At 67.2% G+C, this 18,385-nt stretch carries 20 protein-coding genes; 11 read left to right on the top strand and 9 right to left on the bottom strand.

Annotated features, from left to right (window positions below; genetic code table 11):
* Nucleotides 1-1,341: an MFS transporter gene (locus FFS09_RS02385; protein WP_137917268.1), complete on the bottom strand. Its 1,341-nt coding sequence runs from the start codon at nucleotides 1,339-1,341 to the stop codon at nucleotides 1-3.
* A gap of 154 nt (nucleotides 1,342-1,495) precedes the next feature.
* Between FFS09_RS02385 and tgt the strand changes: the two genes are divergently transcribed.
* Together tgt and yiaA are read left to right on the top strand one after the other, a co-directional pair.
* Nucleotides 1,496-2,662: a tRNA guanosine(34) transglycosylase Tgt gene (gene tgt, locus FFS09_RS02380; protein WP_137917267.1), complete on the top strand. Its 1,167-nt coding sequence runs from the start codon at nucleotides 1,496-1,498 to the stop codon at nucleotides 2,660-2,662.
* 80 nt (nucleotides 2,663-2,742) lie between these two features.
* Nucleotides 2,743-3,189 carry an inner membrane protein YiaA gene (gene yiaA, locus FFS09_RS02375; RefSeq protein WP_137917266.1) on the top strand — a complete coding sequence of 149 codons (447 nt, stop codon included), beginning with the start codon at nucleotides 2,743-2,745 and terminating at the stop codon, nucleotides 3,187-3,189.
* Nucleotides 3,190-3,199: 10 nt separating this feature from the next.
* Here yiaA and FFS09_RS02370 read toward each other — a convergent pair whose 3' ends face one another.
* The 6 genes from FFS09_RS02370 to FFS09_RS02345 form a co-directional block, all read right to left on the bottom strand.
* A complete protein-coding gene (locus FFS09_RS02370; protein WP_137917265.1) occupies nucleotides 3,200-4,249 on the bottom strand; it encodes a zinc ribbon domain-containing protein in 1,050 nt (349 codons plus the stop codon).
* Between the two features lie 27 nt (nucleotides 4,250-4,276).
* Complete coding sequence (locus FFS09_RS02365) at nucleotides 4,277-5,080, bottom strand: DUF2145 domain-containing protein (RefSeq protein WP_137917264.1); 804 nt, start codon at nucleotides 5,078-5,080, stop codon at nucleotides 4,277-4,279.
* The gene (locus tag FFS09_RS02360; protein ID WP_137917263.1) at nucleotides 5,077-5,544 is read right to left on the bottom strand and encodes a hypothetical protein; all 468 of its coding nucleotides are present in this window, start codon (nucleotides 5,542-5,544) and stop codon (nucleotides 5,077-5,079) included. The genes FFS09_RS02365 and FFS09_RS02360 overlap by 4 nt, the downstream gene beginning before the upstream one ends.
* 34 nt (nucleotides 5,545-5,578) lie before the next feature.
* On the bottom strand, nucleotides 5,579-6,082 hold the full coding sequence (locus tag FFS09_RS02355; RefSeq protein ID WP_137917262.1) for a YiaA/YiaB family inner membrane protein: 504 nt from the start codon (nucleotides 6,080-6,082) through the stop codon (nucleotides 5,579-5,581).
* A 145-nt stretch (nucleotides 6,083-6,227) separates the two neighbouring features.
* Nucleotides 6,228-8,186: an MFS transporter gene (locus tag FFS09_RS02350; protein ID WP_137917261.1), complete on the bottom strand. Its 1,959-nt coding sequence runs from the start codon at nucleotides 8,184-8,186 to the stop codon at nucleotides 6,228-6,230.
* 26 nt (nucleotides 8,187-8,212) lie between these two features.
* Nucleotides 8,213-9,043, bottom strand: coding sequence for a hypothetical protein (locus FFS09_RS02345; protein ID WP_252374196.1), 831 nt, complete (start codon nucleotides 9,041-9,043; stop codon nucleotides 8,213-8,215).
* A 122-nt stretch (nucleotides 9,044-9,165) separates the two neighbouring features.
* Between FFS09_RS02345 and FFS09_RS02340 the strand changes: the two genes are divergently transcribed.
* Entirely contained in the window at nucleotides 9,166-9,897 is a 732-nt protein-coding gene (locus FFS09_RS02340) for a helix-turn-helix domain-containing protein (protein ID WP_137917260.1), read from the top strand.
* 5 nt (nucleotides 9,898-9,902) lie between these two features.
* On the top strand, nucleotides 9,903-11,096 hold the full coding sequence (locus FFS09_RS02335) for an MFS transporter (protein WP_137917259.1): 1,194 nt from the start codon (nucleotides 9,903-9,905) through the stop codon (nucleotides 11,094-11,096).
* A gap of 61 nt (nucleotides 11,097-11,157) precedes the next feature.
* Here FFS09_RS02335 and FFS09_RS02330 read toward each other — a convergent pair whose 3' ends face one another.
* Together FFS09_RS02330 and FFS09_RS02325 are read right to left on the bottom strand one after the other, a co-directional pair.
* Nucleotides 11,158-11,322: a DUF1328 domain-containing protein gene (locus FFS09_RS02330; protein WP_137917258.1), complete on the bottom strand. Its 165-nt coding sequence runs from the start codon at nucleotides 11,320-11,322 to the stop codon at nucleotides 11,158-11,160.
* A 140-nt stretch (nucleotides 11,323-11,462) separates the two neighbouring features.
* Nucleotides 11,463-12,095, bottom strand: a complete 633-nt coding sequence (locus FFS09_RS02325) for a response regulator (RefSeq protein ID WP_137917257.1) — start codon at nucleotides 12,093-12,095, stop codon at nucleotides 11,463-11,465.
* A gap of 239 nt (nucleotides 12,096-12,334) precedes the next feature.
* On the opposite strand from FFS09_RS02325, the gene FFS09_RS02320 reads away from it, so the two are divergent.
* The 7 genes from FFS09_RS02320 to pyk all read left to right on the top strand — a co-directional run bounded on the left by FFS09_RS02320 (nucleotide 12,335) and on the right by pyk (nucleotide 18,380).
* Nucleotides 12,335-12,586, top strand: a complete 252-nt coding sequence (locus tag FFS09_RS02320) for a CsbD family protein (RefSeq protein ID WP_137917256.1) — start codon at nucleotides 12,335-12,337, stop codon at nucleotides 12,584-12,586.
* A 75-nt stretch (nucleotides 12,587-12,661) separates the two neighbouring features.
* Nucleotides 12,662-13,123 carry a BON domain-containing protein gene (locus FFS09_RS02315; protein ID WP_137917255.1) on the top strand — a complete coding sequence of 154 codons (462 nt, stop codon included), beginning with the start codon at nucleotides 12,662-12,664 and terminating at the stop codon, nucleotides 13,121-13,123.
* 113 nt (nucleotides 13,124-13,236) lie between these two features.
* On the top strand, nucleotides 13,237-13,551 hold the full coding sequence (locus FFS09_RS02310; RefSeq protein ID WP_137917254.1) for a BON domain-containing protein: 315 nt from the start codon (nucleotides 13,237-13,239) through the stop codon (nucleotides 13,549-13,551).
* A gap of 129 nt (nucleotides 13,552-13,680) precedes the next feature.
* Nucleotides 13,681-14,082, top strand: a complete 402-nt coding sequence (locus FFS09_RS02305; RefSeq protein ID WP_137917253.1) for a response regulator — start codon at nucleotides 13,681-13,683, stop codon at nucleotides 14,080-14,082.
* Between the two features lie 20 nt (nucleotides 14,083-14,102).
* Complete coding sequence (locus FFS09_RS02300) at nucleotides 14,103-15,488, top strand: CHASE3 domain-containing protein (protein WP_137917252.1); 1,386 nt, start codon at nucleotides 14,103-14,105, stop codon at nucleotides 15,486-15,488.
* Nucleotides 15,485-16,846, top strand: a complete 1,362-nt coding sequence (locus FFS09_RS02295) for a sensor histidine kinase (RefSeq protein WP_137917251.1) — start codon at nucleotides 15,485-15,487, stop codon at nucleotides 16,844-16,846. The genes FFS09_RS02300 and FFS09_RS02295 overlap by 4 nt, the downstream gene beginning before the upstream one ends.
* Before the next feature lie 100 nt (nucleotides 16,847-16,946).
* The gene (pyk, locus tag FFS09_RS02290; RefSeq protein ID WP_137917250.1) at nucleotides 16,947-18,380 is read left to right on the top strand and encodes a pyruvate kinase; all 1,434 of its coding nucleotides are present in this window, start codon (nucleotides 16,947-16,949) and stop codon (nucleotides 18,378-18,380) included.
* Nucleotides 18,381-18,385: the final 5 nt, after the last annotated feature.

The following is an 18,385-nucleotide window of genomic DNA, read 5'->3' as shown; positions in this document are numbered from 1 at the left end:
TCAAGCGACCTTCGCCAGATCGATGGACATGGTCTCGCGCGACGAGATCAACGCCGCCAGCGTGAGCACGCCGTTGGCCGCCAGGTAAAGGCCCACGCCCACCAGACCATAGCGCTTGTTCAGATCGATGGCGATCAGGGTCGGCACCGAAGCACCGACGATCGAGGCCAGGTTGTACGCCATCGACGCGCCGGAATAGCGCACCTCCGTCGGGAACAGCTCGGGCAGCAACGCCGCCATCGGGCCAAACGTGCAACCCATGAGCACCATGCCCACCACGATGAAGACCAGCACCGACACCGGCGTGCCGTGGGTCAGCAGGGAAGGCATCACCGCGCCGAAGGCCATGATGGCCACCGTGATCCAGATCAACCAGCGGCGGCGACCGATGCTGTCGGCCAGGTGGCCCGAGAGCAGGCAGAAGATGCCGAAGACGATCGAGCCGATCAGCAGGATGCCGGTGAAGGTGTTGGCCGGAATGCCCAACCCCATCGGGTGCCCCGCCTCGGACAGCACCGCCGGGCTCTTGGAATAGACCTGCACGAAGGCGGTCATCAGATAGAACAACACATAGGTCGTGGTCATGATCAGCGTGCCCTGCAGCAAGCGGCCACCGTGGCGCGTGAACACGGCGCTGACGGGCGCCTTGAGCTGGCGCCCCGCCTTTTCAACGTCTTTGAACACCTGGCTTTCGTGCAGCGTCAGCCGCACGTACAGGCCCACCACCACCAGCACGAAGGACAGGATGAACGGGATGCGCCAGCCCCACTCGACCATCGCCTCGGGGCCGATCGCCCAGGTGATGGCGAAGAACACGCCGTTGGCCGCGAACAGGCCAATGGGCGCACCGAGTTGCGGGAAGCTGCCGAACAGGCCGCGCTTGCCCTTGGGCGCGTTTTCGGTCGCGACCAGCGCCGCGCCACCCCACTCACCGCCCAGGCCAATGCCCTGCCCGATGCGGAACAGGCACAGCAGCAGCGGCGCGGCGATGCCGATCTGCGCGTAGCTCGGCAGCAGGCCAATGGCCACGGTGGACAGGCCCATGGTCATCAAGGACGCCACCAGCGTGCGCTTGCGGCCGATGCGGTCGCCAAAGTGGCCAAACAGCGCCGAACCGATCGGCCGGGCGATGAAGGCCAGCGCCAGGGTCGACAGCGACAGCAGCATGCCCACGGTCGGATCGCCCTGGGGGAAGAACTGGTGGCTGAAGACCAGCACCGCGGCGGCGGCGTAGATGTAGTAGTCGTAGAACTCGATCGCGGTACCCACCAGCGAGGCGATGGCGACTTTCCGGGGGGAGTTGACCGGTGCGGCGGCGGCCGGTGCTGGGGATGCGGACATGGAAACCTTTCGTGCGCGGGCGGCACGCTGTGCAGGCGCAAATACTAGGGAAAACCCTAATTCTAGAGATCCAGACGACCTCGGGCCGCCAGCAGGGTCAATCGCGGGTCCGGCCGAAAAAGCCCGTCGACGGCGCTTTGCGACAATCACCCCCATGCTCCAGTTCGAACTGCTCAAGACCGATGGCCACGCGCGCCGCGGCCGACTCACGCTCAAGCACGGCGTGGTCGAAACCCCCATCTTCATGCCCGTGGGCACGTATGGCACCGTCAAAGGCGTGATGCCACAAAGCCTGCACGACATGGGCGCCCAGATCATCCTGGGCAACACCTTCCACCTCTGGATGCGCCCGGGCCGCGACGTGATGGCCAGCTTCGGCGGCCTGCACGCCTTCGAGCAATGGCACAAACCCATCCTCACCGACTCGGGTGGTTTCCAGGTCTGGTCGCTCGGCGCGATGCGCAAGATCACCGAAGAAGGCGTGCACTTCGCCTCGCCGGTCAACGGCGACAAGCTCTTCATGTCGCCCGAGGTCAGCATGCAGATCCAGACCGGCCTGAACAGCGACATCGTGATGCAGCTTGACGAGTGCACGCCGTATGAGACAAACGGCCACCTCACCACCGAGGCCGAGGCGCGCAAGAGCATGGAGATGAGCCGGCGCTGGGCCAAGCGCTCGCAGGACGAATTCGCGCGGCTGGAAAACCCCAACGCGCTGTTCGGCATCGTGCAGGGCGGCATGTTCGAGCACCTGCGCCAGGAGTCGCTGGACGCGCTGGTCGAGATGGATTTCCCCGGCTACGCCATCGGTGGCGTGAGCGTGGGCGAGCCCAAGGAGCAGATGCTGCAGATCATGGCGCACACGCCGCACCGCCTGCCCGCGCACAAGCCGCGCTACCTCATGGGCGTGGGCACGCCCGAAGACCTGGTGCAGGGCGTGGCCGATGGCGTGGACATGTTCGACTGCGTCATGCCCACGCGCAACGCGCGCAACGGCACACTGTTCACGCGCTTTGGCGACCTGAAGATCCGCAACGCGCGCCACAAGACCGACCACCAGCCGCTGGACGCCACCTGCACCTGCCACGCCTGCGCGGGCAAAAGCGGCGTGAGCTGGGCCGACGGCGGGCGCGACGGCTTCAGCCGCGCCTACCTGCACCACCTGGACCGCTGCGGCGAAATGCTCAGCCCCATGCTCGCCACCATCCACAACCTGCACTACTACCTGAACCTCATGCGCGAGGTGCGCGAGGCGCTGGACGCGGGCAGCTTCGAGGCCTTCCGCGCCCGCTTCAAGGCCGACCGCGCGCGCGGCGTTTAAGACCTTTGGGACCTGCTGGGCCAAGGTGTGCCGCGCCGCTTCCACTACAGTGGCGCATCTCAAAACCAGAGGAAGAGCCCATGCAGAAGTCACCCCACATCCAGAAGCCCACCGGCGCGTTCGTGGCCGCCGCCTGGGCGGCCATGCTGGTCGGCGCCCTCACCTACCTCTCGGGCCTGTGGAACGCCCAGATGCAGCTCAACGAAAAGGGCTACTACTTCACGCTGCTGATGTACGGGCTGTTCTCGGCGGTCTCGCTGCAGAAGTCGGTGCGCGACCGGCTCGAAGGCATCCCGGTCACCGGCATCTACTACGGCTTGTGCTGGCTCTCGTTGGGCTTGGCCGTGCTGCTGCTGACGGTGGGCCTGTGGAACGCCACGCTCGCCGACAGCGAGAAAGGCTTCTACGCCATGGCCTTCCTGCTGTCGCTGTTCGGCTCGGTGACGGTGCAGAAGAACATCCGCGACGGTGCGCAATTCAAAGGTGTGGCCGCGCCGGACGACGACGACATTCCCACCGTGCGCTGAGCGCCACCGCTCAACCCGCCGGCTCGGCCCGCGCCGGCTCCCCGCAGGCATAGCAGTAGCGCGTGAACGCACTCTTGCGCGCGTTGCACGCGCCGCAGTGGTTGTGCAGGCCCATGCCGCAGTGCGGGCAGAAATCGTTCTTCGGGTCTTTCAGATCCACCGGGCGTTCGCAACCTGGGCACACGCTCTTGGCCAGCCGGGTCTGCGCGAGGTCGTAGTCCAGCTCCTGGCGCCGCTCGCGGTCGGGCAAGGCCTCGGCCTGCTGCTGGCGCTGCAGGTAGCGCTGCAGCGCGCCGATGGCGTAGCGACCACCGATCACCGTGAGCACGATGCCCACGATGTAGCGCACATAGCCGCCGTAGCTCGGCAGGTACGGCACCAGCTCCACGAAGAACGCGAACAGCGCGAAGAAGATAAAGCCCCACACGAAGGGCCAGTAGGTGCTCTTGCGTTGCCGGGCGAACAGCCAGCCCGCCACCACCAGCAAGGGCAGCGTGAGCGCCAGGCGGTAGAGGAACACGCGCAGTTCCTGGGCGCGCTGGGCCGCCATGAAGGTGTCGCGCGCCTGGTCTTCCAGCACCTGCAAACCTTCTTGCGCGCGTTGCTGCGCCTGGCTCGCGTTCAGCGCCGCCTGCTGCTGCGCCTCCACCGCCGCCAAGGCGTCGCGCTCGGCCTGGCGGTAGCCGTCCAGCTGGCGCGTGCGCTCGATCAGTTCCGGATCCTGCTCGGGCCGCTGCGTGGCGTTGCGCGTGGCCAGCCAGTTGCCGAAGGTGTCGCGCGCCGCGCGGTGGTTGGCCTGCGCGGTTTGCTGGCGCAGCTGCGCCTGGTCCAGCGCGCTCCGTGCGTCGCGCGCGGCGCGCTGGGCGTCTTCGACCGCGCGCTTGAGCGCGGGCGCCTGCTGCGGGTCCAGAAAGTCGTCCAGCGTGCGCTGTTGTTCCACCTGCGGCAGGTCGCCCACGATGGTGCTGCCCAGCCCCACCAGGAACCATGCGAACAGGAACGCCACCAGCCACAGCCCGCGGTGAAACCACTTCTCCGACCAACGCAATGCCTTGCCCATGTTGATGCCCTCCAGGTAGATGTGTTTTTACAGTGCGAGCGCCTGGGGCGATGAAGCCAGGCCGCTGCGCGAAAGCCATTCGAACACCGAATCGACCGTCACGGTTTCGATGCGATCGGCAAAGCGCTTCTCGTTCGGGTGGTCGTCGAACGCCACGTTGGCCGTGCCGGCGCGTGCCCCCAGCCGCGTGAATGCGCCGAGTTTGAGCGTGGTCGGCTGGTAGGCCTTGAAGCGCAGCCAGGCCTGGGCCTGCTCGCGTGTGGTGACACCGGGCTCGGCAGCCATCGCCAGCGTCTCGATTGCCCACTGGTTGGACTGCTGATAACGCTGGCTCCACGGATAGCTCACCAGGTTGTAGGCACGCTCGTGCAGCGCGGCCGAGCGGCGCGGATCGTTCAACAGCGCCAGCAGCGGCGCCTGCAGGGCCGGTGATGGCACGGCCCAGGCCGCCTCCTGGCGCCACAGGTCGTCCAGGAAGAACTCGCCCAGGCCCTGGCGGTACAGATCACCGGTGGCGGTGCCGCACTGGTTGAGTTTGTGCAGCACACGCCAGGGGCCTTGCGCAGTCTTGTAGGCCCAGCCCAGGTGCGAATAGCGCAACCGGTACTTGCTGAGGTCTTGCCCGGCGCGCGCGAGCACCACCACGCGCGCGCCGCTGCGGGCGTGCTCGGCGTCGAGCGCCTGTGACGTGCGCAGCGCCAGGGCCATGCCCTGCTCGATGGTCTGCGCGGTCAGAGGCTTCTGTTCGCAGGAGCGGCCGGCGTGGGCTGCAGAGGCGAGCAGCAGGGCGGCGGCGAGGCCGCACACGAATCGAAGCGTGGCCTGGATCATTGCCGTGTCACCCGTTCGTTGTGCAGCAGCGCGCGGCCGAGTTCGTTCGGAATGAAGGCCAGCACCTCGCCCGCCGCCGACAGCAACACGCCGGTGCCGATCACGCTCACCGTCACAACGGTGCCGACACCGACCACCACGCCCGAGACCGCGCTCGCGGCCACCTCCACACTGACGCGCGCGCCATCCGATGCGCGCTCCAGCAGGTAGACCGTGCCACGCGCGGTGCTCTCCACCGTCTTGACCACCAGCACCGCGCCGGCGGTGGACAGGGCCACCGGCAGCACGCTGACGGCCACGGCACCGACGGAGGCAGAGGTGGCGACGGAGGCCACCGAGGCCACGGGCAACAACGACAGCGCGACCGAGGCCTCGCTTTGCGCCCGGGCGGGCGTGCTGGCCATGGTCAGAGCGAGGCACACGCTGGCGGCCAGCGCCATCAGGTTTGACGTGATCTTGTTCATGAGAGTGTCCTGTGGTCTGTGAAAGGGTTGAGGCTTATTCGGCGTGGGCGGCGGCGCGTTCCTGCATCGCCTGTTGGCGGCCTTGCATCTCGCCGCGCACTTGCGCTTCGGCCAGATCGGCTTCGTGGCGGTCGCGCAGCGTCTTGGCCAGCGTGAAGGCGGAAGTGACCAGGTAGAGCCAGCTCACGCCGAGGTAGGCGCGGTAGGTGTCGTTGATGTCCATGCGCAGCAGGCCCCAGCCGGTGAGCGCCATGGCGACGGCAAAGCCGCCCCACACCACGATGCGCCACATGGGCGTTTCGGCCTCACCATTCAGGTTGGCCTTCTGACCATCGCGCACGGCCTTGGACAGCACGAACACGGTCGAGAGACAGAACACGTAGCCCATCACCATGAAGGCACGGTCCAGCGCCTGGCCCGGCAGGTAGGCCAGGCCGGTGGCGCAGAGGAACACGGCGATGCCGAACGACACCCAGACCTGGAGCTGCCAGGCGCGGGTGTCGCGCATCACGATGAGGGGAGAACGGTTCGAGGCCATATAAAACCCTTGGGGGTTGTTGAGGAGCCGCGATGGTGCGGCGGCGCGGCCCGAAAAGGCCTACCGGATTGCACCTGTATCGAAAATTTGATTGACTGGTATCGAACGGCGATACCCGGGGCCCAGAGCGCCTGCTCGGGCCGGGTCAGCTCAACAACTGCGCCACCCGCCCGTGCAACCCTTCCGGCGTCACCGCCGACGGCGCCAGGGGTTCGCCCACGTTCAGCCCGACGCGGTTGAAGATGCCCCGGCGGAACGGACGCACCATCGCGGTCTTCGCGCCGTTGCGCACTTCCACCCGGCTGAAGAACGAGCCCCAGAGGTTGGTGAGCGCCATCGGGATCACCGGCACCTGCAGACCATCGGCCTCGGCGCTTTCGAGGATCTTCATGACGCCGCCTTTGAAGGGCTGCAGCGTGCCGTCGGCGGTGATGCCGCCTTCGGGAAAGATTGCCAGCAGGTCGCCTTCGCGCAGCACGGCAGCGGCGGCTTCAAAGGCAGCCTCGTACGCGGCCGGATCTTCCTTCTGCGGCGCGATCGGGATCGCCTTGGCGAGCTTGAACAGCCAGCCCAGCACCGGCACCTTGAAGATGCGGTGGTCCATCAGGAAGCGCATGGGGCGCGGGCTCGCGGCCATGAGCAGCACCGCGTCGACAAAGCTCACGTGGTTGCAGACGAGAACGGCCGCGCCTTCGGTGGGAATGTGCAGATCGCCCGTGACCTTGAAGCGGTAGACGCAGCGCGAGGCCACCCAGGCCACGAAGCGCAGCAGGTACTCGGGCACCAGCAGGAAGATGTAGAACGCCACCACCCCGTTGGCCAGGCCCACGAGCAGGAACATCTGCGGGATCGTGAAGCCGGCCTTGAGCAGCGCGCCCGCGATGACCGCGCTGGCGATCATGAACAGCGCGTTGAGGATGTTGTTGGCCGCGATGATGCGCGCGCGGTGCGTGGGCTGGCTGCGCATCTGGATCAGCGCGTACATGGGCACGCTGTAGAGGCCGGCGAAGAGGCTGAGCAGCGTCAGGTCGACCAGCACGCGCCAGTGGCCCGGCACCGCCACGAACTGCGCCACCCCCTGGGCCGCCACCGGCGGCAAACCACGGGAGGCGAAGTACAGGTCGATCGAGAACACGCTCATGCCGAACGCGCCCAGCGGCACCAGGCCAATCTCGACGTGCCGGCGCGAGAGCACTTCGCACAGCAGCGAACCGGTGCCGATGCCGACCGAGAACACAATCAGCAGCAGGGAGGCGACCTGTTCGTTGCCGTGCAGCACCTCCTTGGCGAAGCTCGGGAACTGGCTCAGGAAGACCGCGCCGAAGAACCACATCCAGCTGATGCCCAGCACCGAGCGGAACACCACCGTGTTGCCGTGCGCGAGCTTGAGGTTGCGCCAGGTCTCGGTGAACGGGTTCCAGTTGATCGTGAGGCCCGGGTCGGTGGCCGGTGTGGCCGGCACGGCCTGCGCGGTCAAACGCCCCACCAGGGCCAGCGCCACGCAGCTGAAGCCGACGTGGTGCGCGCCGATTTCCGGGATGGCGATGATCAGGCCCCCCGCGAGGTTGCCCAGCAGGATGGCCACGAAGGTGCCCATCTCGACCATGCCGTTGCCACCAGTGAGTTCGCGCTCGCTCAGGTGGTGCGGCAGGTAGGCGAACTTCACCGGGCCAAACAGCGTGGAGTGCAGGCCCATGAGGAAGGTGCACGCCAGGAGCAGCGGAATGCTCGCGGTGAAAAAGCCCCAGGCGGCCAGCGCCATGATGAGCACCTCGAACCGCTTCACGAAGACGATCAGGGTCTTCTTGTCGTACTTGTCCGCCAGCTGGCCGCTGGTGGCCGAGAACAGCAGGAACGGCAGGATGAACAACGCGCCAATGGCCAGCCCCGCCAGGGCGGGCGGCAACCACGCCACCTGCAGCTGGTAGGTCACCATCACGGTGAAGGCGAACTTGAACAGGTTGTCGTTGGCCGCGCCGAGGAACTGCGTCCAGAAGAACGGCGCGAAGCGGCGCTGACCGAGCAAGGCGAACTGCCCGCCTTCGTGTGCCGGGGCAGCGGGTGTGTGGGCCACGGCGGACGGGGTGGTGGCGGTGTTGTTCATGCGGGTCTCCTCCGGTTGTGCTGTCTTCATGCGGGTGCCCTCGTGAAGCCCGCGGCTCGCGCATTCTGCCGCATGGCTTGAACGACGGGCCATGCGGTCAGGGCGGCCACCACGTGCTTGAGGCTGTGGCCGGACACCAGCCCGCCCGTGCCGTGAAACACCGCCTCGTCACCGATTTCGAGCAGCTTGGCCACCGCATACAGCGCAACCAGCAGACCCAGCCGCACGCCCATGGCACGGGCCGCTGCGGGCTGCAGCGCCAACCAGACGAAGAGCAACATGCCGCCGAACTGCACCACCGCCCAGGGCAACACGTTGCCCTGCACCACCGGCAGCACGGCCGAGGTCATTGCCATGGGCAGCACCGCGCACAGCGCGAGCACGGCGGCCCGGGCGCTGACCCGTTCCGCCACGGCCAGCGCCAGCGCGCCGGCGAAAGCCACGCCCATGCCGAGCCGGTCCCACACCAAGCCCATCGGGTCGGGTGACCAGTGGTACCAGGCCGAACCCAACGCGGTGAGCACGAGACCCGCGAAGAACATGTGCAGCGCGGGGCGCACCTGCGCATCGATGCGACAGCGTCCCATCGCCCACCCACCACACAAGCCGGCCACCGCCAAAGGCAGGTTGCTCAAAACGTCCAGGGCATTGGGCACGCCCCACAACACACGGGCATCCACGAACGGGTGGCCGTGGGCGTACAGGTGGCTGTGGCCGTGCGGGTTGAGCGACAGGCCCAGCGCCCCGGCGAGCGCCGGACCACCCAGCACCGCCAGCAGCCAGAGCGCGACCAGAAGGACGCCGACGGCCTGAAGGCGCTTTTCGGCGGAGAACGAAGATGCGGCGCGGACCACCATGCGGTCACTCCTGAGGTTGAGATGCGGCGCAGTGTGGGCGGGCGATGCCCCACGCGGCATTGCATTCCGATACAGTCGCAGCATTCCCAACCGCAAGTACCGCCTGTCGATACTTCAAGGCCATGAGCACCACCGCCGACCTCGTCACCGTGCTGAAGAAGGAACTCAAGGCCACGCAGATGACGTACGCCGACCTGGCGCAGGCGATCGGCATGGCGGAGTCCAGCGTCAAGCGCATGCTGGCTGGCGGTGACATGTCGCTCTCGCGCGTGGATCAAATCTGCCGTGCGCTCAAGCTGGACTTCGCCGAACTCTCGCGCCGCGTGGCCGACACACAGCCGTTGCTGCGCGAGATGACGCAAGAGCAGGAGCGTGCGGTGGTGGCCGACAAGAAGCTGCTGCTGGTCGCCATCTGCGTGCTCAGCCAGTGGACGCTAGAGCAGATGACGGCGCAGTACCGCCTGAGCGAAGCCGAGTGCGTGAAGTACCTGGCGCAGCTCGACCGCATCGGCATCATCGACCTGCGCCCGTTGAACCGCTACCGCCTCAAGCTGGCCAAGACCTTCCGCTGGCGGCCGCATGGGCCGGTGATGAACTACTTTCGCGAACACGCCCTGCTCGACTACTTCGCTGGCGGCTTCGACGGCACCGGCGAGGGCGTGATGCTGGTGCACGGCTCGGTCAGCCGCACGCTCGCGCCGGCTTTCCTGGAGCGGCTGCAGCGCGTGGCGCAGGACTTTGCCCAGCAGCACCAGACCGACCAGAAACTCCACGAGAAGGACCGCGAGGGCTACACCCTGGTGCTGGCCATGCGCAGCTGGGAGTTCGAGGCGTTCACACAACTCAGGCGCTGACCACGATGACCACACAGAGCACCACCGTCCCGCGCCACGTCCTGCCGGTGTTGGTGTTGGCGCAGTTTCTCGGCACCTCGCTGTGGTTCGCGGTCAATGCCGTCATGCCCGACCTGCAGCGCGAGCTGGGCTGGGCCACCAGCGCGGTCGGCACGCTCACCTCGTCGCTGCAGTTCGGCTTCATCCTGGGCACGCTGGTGTTCGCGCTGCTGGCCATCGCCGACCGCTTTGCGCCGCGCCGGGTGTTTCTGGTCTGCGCGCTCGCGGGCGCGGCCTGCACCGTGGGCGCCTGGTGGACGGTGCGCGACTACACGGCCCTGCTCGCCTGGCGTTTTGCCACCGGTTTCTTTCTCGCGGGCATCTACCCGGTGGGCATGAAGATCGCCGCGCAGTGGTACACGCGCGGCCTCGGTGCTGCGCTGGGCCTGCTCATCGCCGCGCTGGTGCTCGGCTCGGCCAGCGCGCACGCGCTGCGCGCCATGGGTGGCGCGCTGCCCTGGCCCACGCTGATGCTGGGTGTGGCGGCCCTGGCGGCCAGTGGCGGCCTGCTGCTGTTCTTCTGCACCGCCGACCCACCCGGCGCGCAGCCGCGCGTGACGGTGTTGCAGTGGCGCGCGCTGGCCACACTGTGGACCGACGTGCGCGTGCGCAGCTCGGTGCTGGGCTACTTCGGCCACATGTGGGAGCTCTACACCATGTGGGTGATGGTGCCGCTGGTGCTGGCCACGCGCATGCAGGGCGCCGCGCTGTCCTGGATGGCGTTCTTCGTGCTCGGCGCGGGCGCGATCGGCTGCGCCGGTGGCGGCTGGGTGGCGCAGCGCTGGGGCAGCGCGCGCGTGGCGGGCGTGCAGTTGGGGCTCAGCGGGCTGTGTTGTCTGGCCGCGCCATGGGCCATCGGCGCACCCGATGCGCTGTTCTTCGGCTGGCTGTTGCTCTGGGGTGTCACGGTGGCCGGGGATTCGCCGCAGTTCTCCACCCTCACCGCACGCAACGCGCCGCCGCAAGCCGTGGGCAGCGTGCTCACGCTGACCAACAGCATCGGCTTCGCGATCTCGATCGCGAGCATCCTGCTGTTCGTGTCGCTGGCCGGGCATGTGCCCCTGGGCGCGCTGCTGCCCTGGCTGGCGATCGGCCCGGCGCTGGGGCTGTGGGCTTTGCGGCCCCTGTGGCGCGAAGAGACGCGGCGCTCATCTCCATAAAAAAGTCCGCGGCACTTGCGTACCGCGGACCTCAAGTCCTGGAGAACAGAGAAATGCTTGTCTACCGCTTGCGGATCAACCCGAAGATGACCGACACGACGGCCAACACAAGGAAGATCACAAAGAGGATCTGGGCAATGCCCGCTGCACTGGCGGCAATACCGCCGAAGCCCAGCAAGGCCGCGATCAGTGCGATGACGAAAAAAACGACAGCGTAGTGCAGCATGGTCGGCTCCTGAGGGTCGGCGGGCCGACCCGGTGGGGGTTCACAACGACCGCCGTTGTGATGACCTCACTGTAGGCAGCGGCCCGCGCGAGCGCTGCAAGCCCGCATCCCGCGTGTGCGTAGGAAAAAGCCGACAGCCCTCACTGGATGAGGCCATTCTTGAGCGCGTAATAGGTGAGTTCGCTGTTGCTCGTGAGCTTGAGCTTTTCCAGCACGCGCGTGCGGTAGGTGCTCACGGTCTTGACGCTCAGGAACATCGCCTCGGCCATGTTGCCGATGGTCTCGCCCTGGGCCAGGCGCAGGAACACCTGCAGTTCACGTTCCGACAGCAGTTCGTGCGGCGCGCGGTCGGCATCGCCCGCCGCGTTGTCGGCCAGCAGCTCGGCCACCGCCGGGCTGATGTAGCGCCGCCCTCGCGCCACGGTGCGAATGGCGTTGACGATGTCTTCGGGCTCGCATTCCTTGTTGAGGTAGCCGCTGGCGCCGTTGCGCAGCAGCGTGGTGGCGTACTGCGCCTCGGGAAAACCGCTGAGGATGAGCACTGGCAGGTCGGGGAAGCGCGCCCGGATGGCCTGCAGCGCGTCCACGCCACCCTGGTCGGGCATGGAGATGTCCATCAGCAGCACGTCCACATCGCCACCGCGCGCGAGTTCGAGCGCTTCGCGGCCGTTGTTGGCTTCGCCCGTCACCTTCAGGTCGACGTGCTCCCCGAGAAACTGGCGCAGGCCGGACCGCACGATGGCGTGGTCGTCGACGATGCCTACCTTGATCATGGTGTCCTTCTTCTCGCTTGGTGTGAGGTGGGCGGGTGTGCCGATGCAATTTAACAGGCGCATCGCACGCCGGCAGTCAGACAGCTCCTACAACCCTGCCCGCGCATCGGCTCTGTCCTACACGGCCGCGGCGACCTGCCCGACACCGCCCACGGCCGGCATTGCCTACATTGAGCTACGGCCCGACGCCCTCCAGCGTTCACGGTCGGTTTCACAACCATCCATTCAAGGAGTCGCACATGAACTGGGATCGCATCGAAGGCAACTGGAAGCAGGCCAAGGGCAAGGTGGTCGAGCAGTGGGGCAAGCTCACCAACGACGACCTCGACGTGGTCGCTGGCCGGCGCGAACAACTGTCCGGAAAGATCCAGGAGCGTTATGGCGTTGCCAAGGACGAAGCCGAACGCCAGGTCGCCGACTGGGAACGCCGTGTGGGCGACGCCTGGATGGACGAGACGCCGAAGCAGGACAAGGGTCCGCTCGGAAGCTGAGCAGGCAAGCGCCACGCTATTTCTTCAACAGCAGGGTCGCCACGTTCGACCCCGCCATTCACAAAGGACACACACATGACACGCAACACACGTTACACCGCCCTGGCCGCCGCCGCATTGGCCGCCACCTTGCTGGTGGCTTGTGGGGAGCGCGAAGACGCCACCGTGGGCCAGCGCGTCGACGGTGCGGTCGACAGCACCCAGAGCGCGGGCGCCGAGCTGCGCGCCGACGCCAAGGAGGCCGGCCAGGACTTGAAGGCCGCCGGCAATGAAGCCGCCGACAAGCTGAGCGCCGCCGGCGACAAGATGGCCATCGGCGCCGCCGACGTGGCGATCACCGCGAAGGTCAACGCCGCACTGGCGGGCGATACCCAATTGAGCGCATTGCGCATCAACGTGGACACCCACAACGGGCTCGTCGAGCTCAAAGGCACCGCCCCCGATGCCGCAGCGCGCGACCGCGCGACCATGTTGGCCTCGGCCGTCGAAGGCGTCGTGAAGGTGGAAAACCGCCTGACCGTCGACGCCAAGGGCTGACGCCAGCTCACTCTGTTCCCGCACGTTTCGAATGACCACCCTGCCGCGCGAAATGGCCCCGATCTCGAAGCCCCTTCGCCGGCAGTCCCATACATTGACCTGAGGAGATTGCCATGAAGCTGACCCATGTTGTTCTCGCCGCCGCTGCGGCCCTCGCTGTTGTGCAAGTCACCGGCTGCGCGGTCGCCCGCGACCAGCAGACCGTCGGCTCCTTCATCGACGACGCCACCCTCACCACCCGGGTGAAAGCCGCCTACGCCAAGGACCCGACCGTCGCCGCGACGTCCATCAACGTCGAGACGCTCAAGGGCACGGTGCAGCTCTCCGGGTTCGCCAAGTCCGAAGCCGAACGCGGCGCGGCCGAACGCCTGGCACGCAACGTCGACGGCGTGAAGTCGGTGCGCAACGACATCGTCGTGCGTCCCTGAGTCGGCCGCATTGTGGTGTAGGCAAAGTCCTACACCACAATGCGCAATGCCAGCGGCACAATGGGAATGCGAACGCGGCACGATTCAAGCCTTCGTGCTCCTTCCCCACAACGGTCAGGCCCTGCTCCCATGTCTCCGCTCAGAACCTTCATCGTCGAGGACAACAAGGTGATCTACGAGAACCTGGTTTCGACGCTTGAAGAGCTGACCAATGTGGAGGTGGTCGGGCACGCGCGCGATGAAACCGATGCGGTGCGCTGGCTCCAAAGCGGTGACACCTGCGACCTCATGATCATCGACATCTTCCTCACCTCCGGCTCGGGCCTGGGCGTGCTCAAAGCCGCCCAGGACTCGCGCCTGCCGGTGCGCCGGGTGGTGCTGACCAACTACGCCACCGCCGACATCCGCCAGCGCTGCGCGGCGCTGGGTGCCGATCGGGTGTTCGACAAGTCCAGCGAACTCGAAGACCTGATCACGTATTGCGCTCGCATCTCCGACGGCACGGCCACCTTGCCCGCCGGCCTGCAATAAGTCCGCTGCGCCGAACCCCGATGCCCACCGCCCACCCCTGGCGCTTCGCGCCGTGGCGCACATCGCTGGCCATGGCGGTGGCGGCGGTGCTGGCGCTCGCGGTCTTCGTCGGTTCGGAATGGGTCTACCAGCGCGCGCGCGATTCCATGTTCAGCCTGGGCGCGCGCGACAACGCGCGCACGGCCGTGCAGACGGTGATGCGCCGTCTGCTCGACGTCGAAACCGCCCAGCGCGGGTACCTGCTCACGGGTCGCCCCCAGTACCTGGAACCCTACAACGCCGCGGAAACCGACATGACCCACGCCATCATCCGGCTGCGCGAACACCATCGGAACGATCCCGAACTCCTGCGGCTGGTCGGTGCGCTGGAAGAACAGGTGCTGCAGAAGACGTCCGAGGTCGAAGCGACCATTGCGCTATACAACCAGGGCTCGCACGAGAGCTGGAAGGGCCTGCTGCTGACCGACATCGGGCGCGAAAAAATGGAGAGTGCGCGCCGCATCGCCGACGTGCTTCTGGTGACCGAAGACCGCCGCGTGGCGATCGAGCGCGCCGGCATCTACCGCACGCTCGATGTCGGGCGCCTGAGCGTGCATGGACTGACCGTGCTGAGTTTGCTGGCCTATGTGTTCTTTCTGCGCAAGAACGCCGCGCTGCAGGCCAGCCAGCTGGCACACGCCCAGCAGTTGCAAGCCGAGCGCGATTCGCTCGAACACCAGGTGCGCGTGCGCACCGAAGAACTCGCGCAGCTCAACCTGAGCCTGCAGGAACTGCGCGACGGCGAGCGCAGCGGGCTGGCGCGCTCGATGCACGACGAACTGGGCGCGCTGCTCACCGCCGCCAAGTTCGACCTCACGCGCCTGCGCCACGCCCTGCCAGCCCCCAGCGCCGACGTGATGACACGTCTGCAACACCTGAGCGCCACCCTGGACCAGGGCATCGACACAAAGCGGCGGCTGATGGAAGGTCTCATGCCGGCGGCCCTGCACAACCTCGGGTTGCAGGCGGCGATCGAAGAGCGTGTGCGTGCGTTCCGCCAGCTCACGGGCGTTCCGGTCGACCTGGACGTGCAGGTGGTGGACACCGACGCCGCCACCCGGCAGGCGCTGTTCTCGGTGGTGCAGGGCATCTTTTCCAACATCGAACGGCACGCGAAGGCCAGCCAGGTGACGCTGTCGCTGGTGGCCGATGGCGCCGAACTGGTGCTCACCCTGTCCGACAATGGCCGGGGCTTCGCCGGCCAACCCCGCTCCACATCGGCGCTCGGGCTGAGGAACCTGCGCCACCGCATCGAATCGCGCGGCGGCCATTTCTCCGTGCGCTCCACGCCAGGCGAAGGCACCTACGTGCAGGTGCGTTTGCCCACCCCTGACCCTCAAGCATTGCGATCCGAGAGCCCGCCATGATCAAGTCGTCCATCGAACGCGTCGCCCGCGCCCGGTACGTGATGCCCATCATCGTGGCCTTGGCCGTAATCACCATCGCCATCACCGAAAGCGCCTACCAGCACTCGCGCTCCACGCTCGAACAAGGCGTCATGTTGTCCGACGCGCGCCTGCAGGCCGCACGCACCTTGCAAACGCTGACCGATGCGGAAAACGCCGCGCGCGCGTTCATTGCCAGCGGCCGTCAGGACGACCTGGCGACCTACCGCGAGGCGATCAACGAAATGCAGGGCGTGCGCAAGGGTGTGGCCCAGTTGCTGAACGTCCTCGACCCGCGCCACACCTTGTCCCTGAGCAACGTGAACCAGCGAATCGATGCGCACGCAGCCACGCTGGACGAGTGGGTTCGCACGGCCGAGCAAGGGCGCAGCGCGCAGGCCCAGGCGTTGGCCAACGGCAACCAGAGCCGCCAGCGCTATGCCACCATGCGCGACGAATTTGAATCCGTGCTCGAGCGCACGGCGATCGCCCAGCGCTCGACACGCGTCTCGCTCTTCGACGCCATGCTGATCAACCGCGTCGCCCTGCACGCCCTGGTGGTGCTGGCGGTGCTGGCGCTGGCCCTCTTCATGCGCCAGTTGCGCGAAGGCGATCGCCGCGAGGCCGAGGAACTCGGCCGCCTCGCTTCCCAGGTAGCCCTGCGCACCCAGGCCCTGCGCAACCTGGCCGGCCACCACGTGAACGCACGCGAGGACGAACGCAGCCGCGTGGCGCGCGAGCTGCACGACGAACTGGGTGGCCTGTTCACCGCCATGAAGCTGGAGATCGCCCGCCTGCGGCGCGTGGCCGACGTGCCCGACGCCGCGCGAGAGCGCCTGGCCGGCATCGAACAGCGGCTCAACGAAGGCATTGCCGTCAAGCGCCGCATCATCGAACACCTGCGCCCGTCGTCGCTCGACCAACTCGGCCTCATCCCGGCGCTGGAGATGTTGTGCCAGGACGCGGCGGGCGGCCTCGGCGTCCCGGTGCACATGCAGCTCTCACCGGTGGAACTGGGCAAGGATGCCGAGCTCACCGCGTACCGGTTGGTGCAGGAATCGCTCACCAACGTGAGCAAGTACGCGCGGGCCAAACAGGTCTGGGTGGAGCTGGCGCAGACCGGCCCGTGGGTGCGCGTGTCGGTGCGCGACGATGGCGGTGGCTTCGACACCGACGCCGTGGCCCCCGGCCACCATGGCCTGCTGGGCATGCGCGTGCGCGTGGAGGCGCACGCAGGCAAACTCGAGATCATCAGCGCACCCAACCTGGGCACGCACGTCGAGGCCGAGTTGCCGGCGCAGGCGCCCGAGGTCTCGACCGACACGGAACGCAGCGCGTGACGGTGGTAACCGGGTTGTAACTGGTTTCACAGATAATTGAAACCAAATTACAAACCGGCCTGTACGGCCACTTCCTCGTTCCCTTCAGGAGACAGTTTCCATGCCCATGCGCGCCACCAAGATCGTTGCCACCCTCGGCCCTGCTTCCAGCGACCCGGATCTGCTTGAACGCATGATCCGCGCCGGCGTGAACGTGGTGCGGCTCAACTTCTCGCATGGCATCGCGCAGGACCACATCGACCGCGCCGAGCTGGTGCGCGCGGCCGCGCAGCGCGCGGGCCGCGAGGTCGGCATCATGGCCGACCTGCAGGGGCCCAAGATCCGCGTCGGCAAGTTCGCGCAAGGCAAGGTGATGCTGGAGCCGGGCCAGCCCTTCGTGCTCGATGCCTCGCGCACCGAACCGGGCGACATCGAAGGCGTGGGCCTGGACTACAAGGAACTGCCGCGCGACGTGAAGGCCGGCGACACGCTGCTGCTCAACGACGGCCTGATCGTGCTCACCGTCAACAAGGTGGCCGGCCCGGCGGTGCACACCACCGTCAAGCTCGGCGGCGAGCTGTCCAACAACAAGGGCATCAACAAGCAGGGCGGCGGCCTGACCGCGCCCGCGCTGACCGCCAAGGACATGGACGACATCAAGACCGCCATGGGCCTGAAGGCCGACTACGTGGCGGTGAGTTTCCCCAAGAATGCGACCGACATGGAGCTGGCGCGCCAGCTCTGCAACGTCGCGGGTGCGGCGGTCGGGCACAAGCCCGCGTTGATCGCCAAGATCGAGCGCGCCGAGGCGATCCCCGAGCTGGCCAACATCCTCAAGGTGTCCGACGGCATCATGGTCGCGCGCGGTGACCTGGCGGTGGAAGTGGGCAACGCGGCGGTGCCGGGCTTGCAAAAGCACATGATCCGGCTGGCGCGCGAAATGGACAAGGTGGTGATCACCGCCACGCAGATGATGGAGTCGATGATCGTCAACCCGGTGCCCACGCGCGCCGAGGTGAGCGACGTGGCCAACGCCGTGCTCGACGGCACCGACGCGGTGATGCTCAGCGCCGAAACCGCCGCCGGCAAATACCCGCTCGAGACGGTGATGGAAATGGCCAACATCTGCTCGGAGGCCGAGAAGGCCGAGTACCGCGAACTGAGCGCCGATTTCCAGGGCAAGACCTTCAAGCGCATCGACCAGTCGATCGCCATGGGTGCCCTGTTCACCGCCCACCACCTGGGCGCCAAGGCCATCGTGGCGCTGACCGATTCGGGTTCCACCGCGCTGTGGATGAGCCGGCACAACGTGCGCATGCCGATCTACGCCATGACGCCCAACCTCTCCACGCAGCGCCGCATGACGCTCTACCGCAACGTGCGCCCGCTGTTGATGGACAACAACGCCGACCGCGACAACGCGCTGGCGGACGCCGAAGCGCATCTGCAGAAACGCGGCATCGTGCAGACGGGCGACGTGTATGCGATCACCGTGGGCGAGCCCATGGGCCAGGCGGGCGGTACCAACACGCTGAAGATCTGCCGCGCAGCCTGACGCGC

The organism is Hydrogenophaga sp. 2FB (genome assembly GCF_005503365.1).
Lineage (GTDB): Bacteria > Pseudomonadota > Gammaproteobacteria > Burkholderiales > Burkholderiaceae_C > Hydrogenophaga.
Note: the sequence above shows the minus strand (reverse complement) of the source record. Positions and strands in the feature narration are given on the sequence as shown.

Bases quoted from the DNA above. Each gene is read 5' to 3' on its own strand.
- FFS09_RS02320 (WP_137917256.1), top strand. From the start codon at position 12,335: ATGAACTGGGATCGCATCGAAGGCAACTGGAAGCAGGCCAAGGGCAAG.
- FFS09_RS02295 (WP_137917251.1), top strand. From the start codon at position 15,485: ATGATCAAGTCGTCCATCGAACGCGTCGCCCGCGCCCGGTACGTGATG.
- FFS09_RS02355 (WP_137917262.1), bottom strand. From the start codon at position 6,082: ATGGCCTCGAACCGTTCTCCCCTCATCGTGATGCGCGACACCCGCGCC.
- yiaA (WP_137917266.1), top strand. From the start codon at position 2,743: ATGCAGAAGTCACCCCACATCCAGAAGCCCACCGGCGCGTTCGTGGCC.
- FFS09_RS02350 (WP_137917261.1), bottom strand. From the start codon at position 8,186: ATGAACAACACCGCCACCACCCCGTCCGCCGTGGCCCACACACCCGCT.
- FFS09_RS02315 (WP_137917255.1), top strand. From the start codon at position 12,662: ATGACACGCAACACACGTTACACCGCCCTGGCCGCCGCCGCATTGGCC.
- FFS09_RS02330 (WP_137917258.1), bottom strand. From the start codon at position 11,322: ATGCTGCACTACGCTGTCGTTTTTTTCGTCATCGCACTGATCGCGGCC.
- FFS09_RS02385 (WP_137917268.1), bottom strand. From the start codon at position 1,341: ATGTCCGCATCCCCAGCACCGGCCGCCGCCGCACCGGTCAACTCCCCC.
- FFS09_RS02360 (WP_137917263.1), bottom strand. From the start codon at position 5,544: ATGAACAAGATCACGTCAAACCTGATGGCGCTGGCCGCCAGCGTGTGC.
- FFS09_RS02310 (WP_137917254.1), top strand. From the start codon at position 13,237: ATGAAGCTGACCCATGTTGTTCTCGCCGCCGCTGCGGCCCTCGCTGTT.
- tgt (WP_137917267.1), top strand. From the start codon at position 1,496: ATGCTCCAGTTCGAACTGCTCAAGACCGATGGCCACGCGCGCCGCGGC.
- FFS09_RS02340 (WP_137917260.1), top strand. From the start codon at position 9,166: ATGAGCACCACCGCCGACCTCGTCACCGTGCTGAAGAAGGAACTCAAG.
- FFS09_RS02305 (WP_137917253.1), top strand. From the start codon at position 13,681: ATGTCTCCGCTCAGAACCTTCATCGTCGAGGACAACAAGGTGATCTAC.
- FFS09_RS02370 (WP_137917265.1), bottom strand. From the start codon at position 4,249: ATGGGCAAGGCATTGCGTTGGTCGGAGAAGTGGTTTCACCGCGGGCTG.
- FFS09_RS02365 (WP_137917264.1), bottom strand. From the start codon at position 5,080: ATGATCCAGGCCACGCTTCGATTCGTGTGCGGCCTCGCCGCCGCCCTG.
- FFS09_RS02345 (WP_252374196.1), bottom strand. From the start codon at position 9,043: ATGGTGGTCCGCGCCGCATCTTCGTTCTCCGCCGAAAAGCGCCTTCAG.
- FFS09_RS02335 (WP_137917259.1), top strand. From the start codon at position 9,903: ATGACCACACAGAGCACCACCGTCCCGCGCCACGTCCTGCCGGTGTTG.
- FFS09_RS02325 (WP_137917257.1), bottom strand. From the start codon at position 12,095: ATGATCAAGGTAGGCATCGTCGACGACCACGCCATCGTGCGGTCCGGC.
- pyk (WP_137917250.1), top strand. From the start codon at position 16,947: ATGCCCATGCGCGCCACCAAGATCGTTGCCACCCTCGGCCCTGCTTCC.
- FFS09_RS02300 (WP_137917252.1), top strand. From the start codon at position 14,103: ATGCCCACCGCCCACCCCTGGCGCTTCGCGCCGTGGCGCACATCGCTG.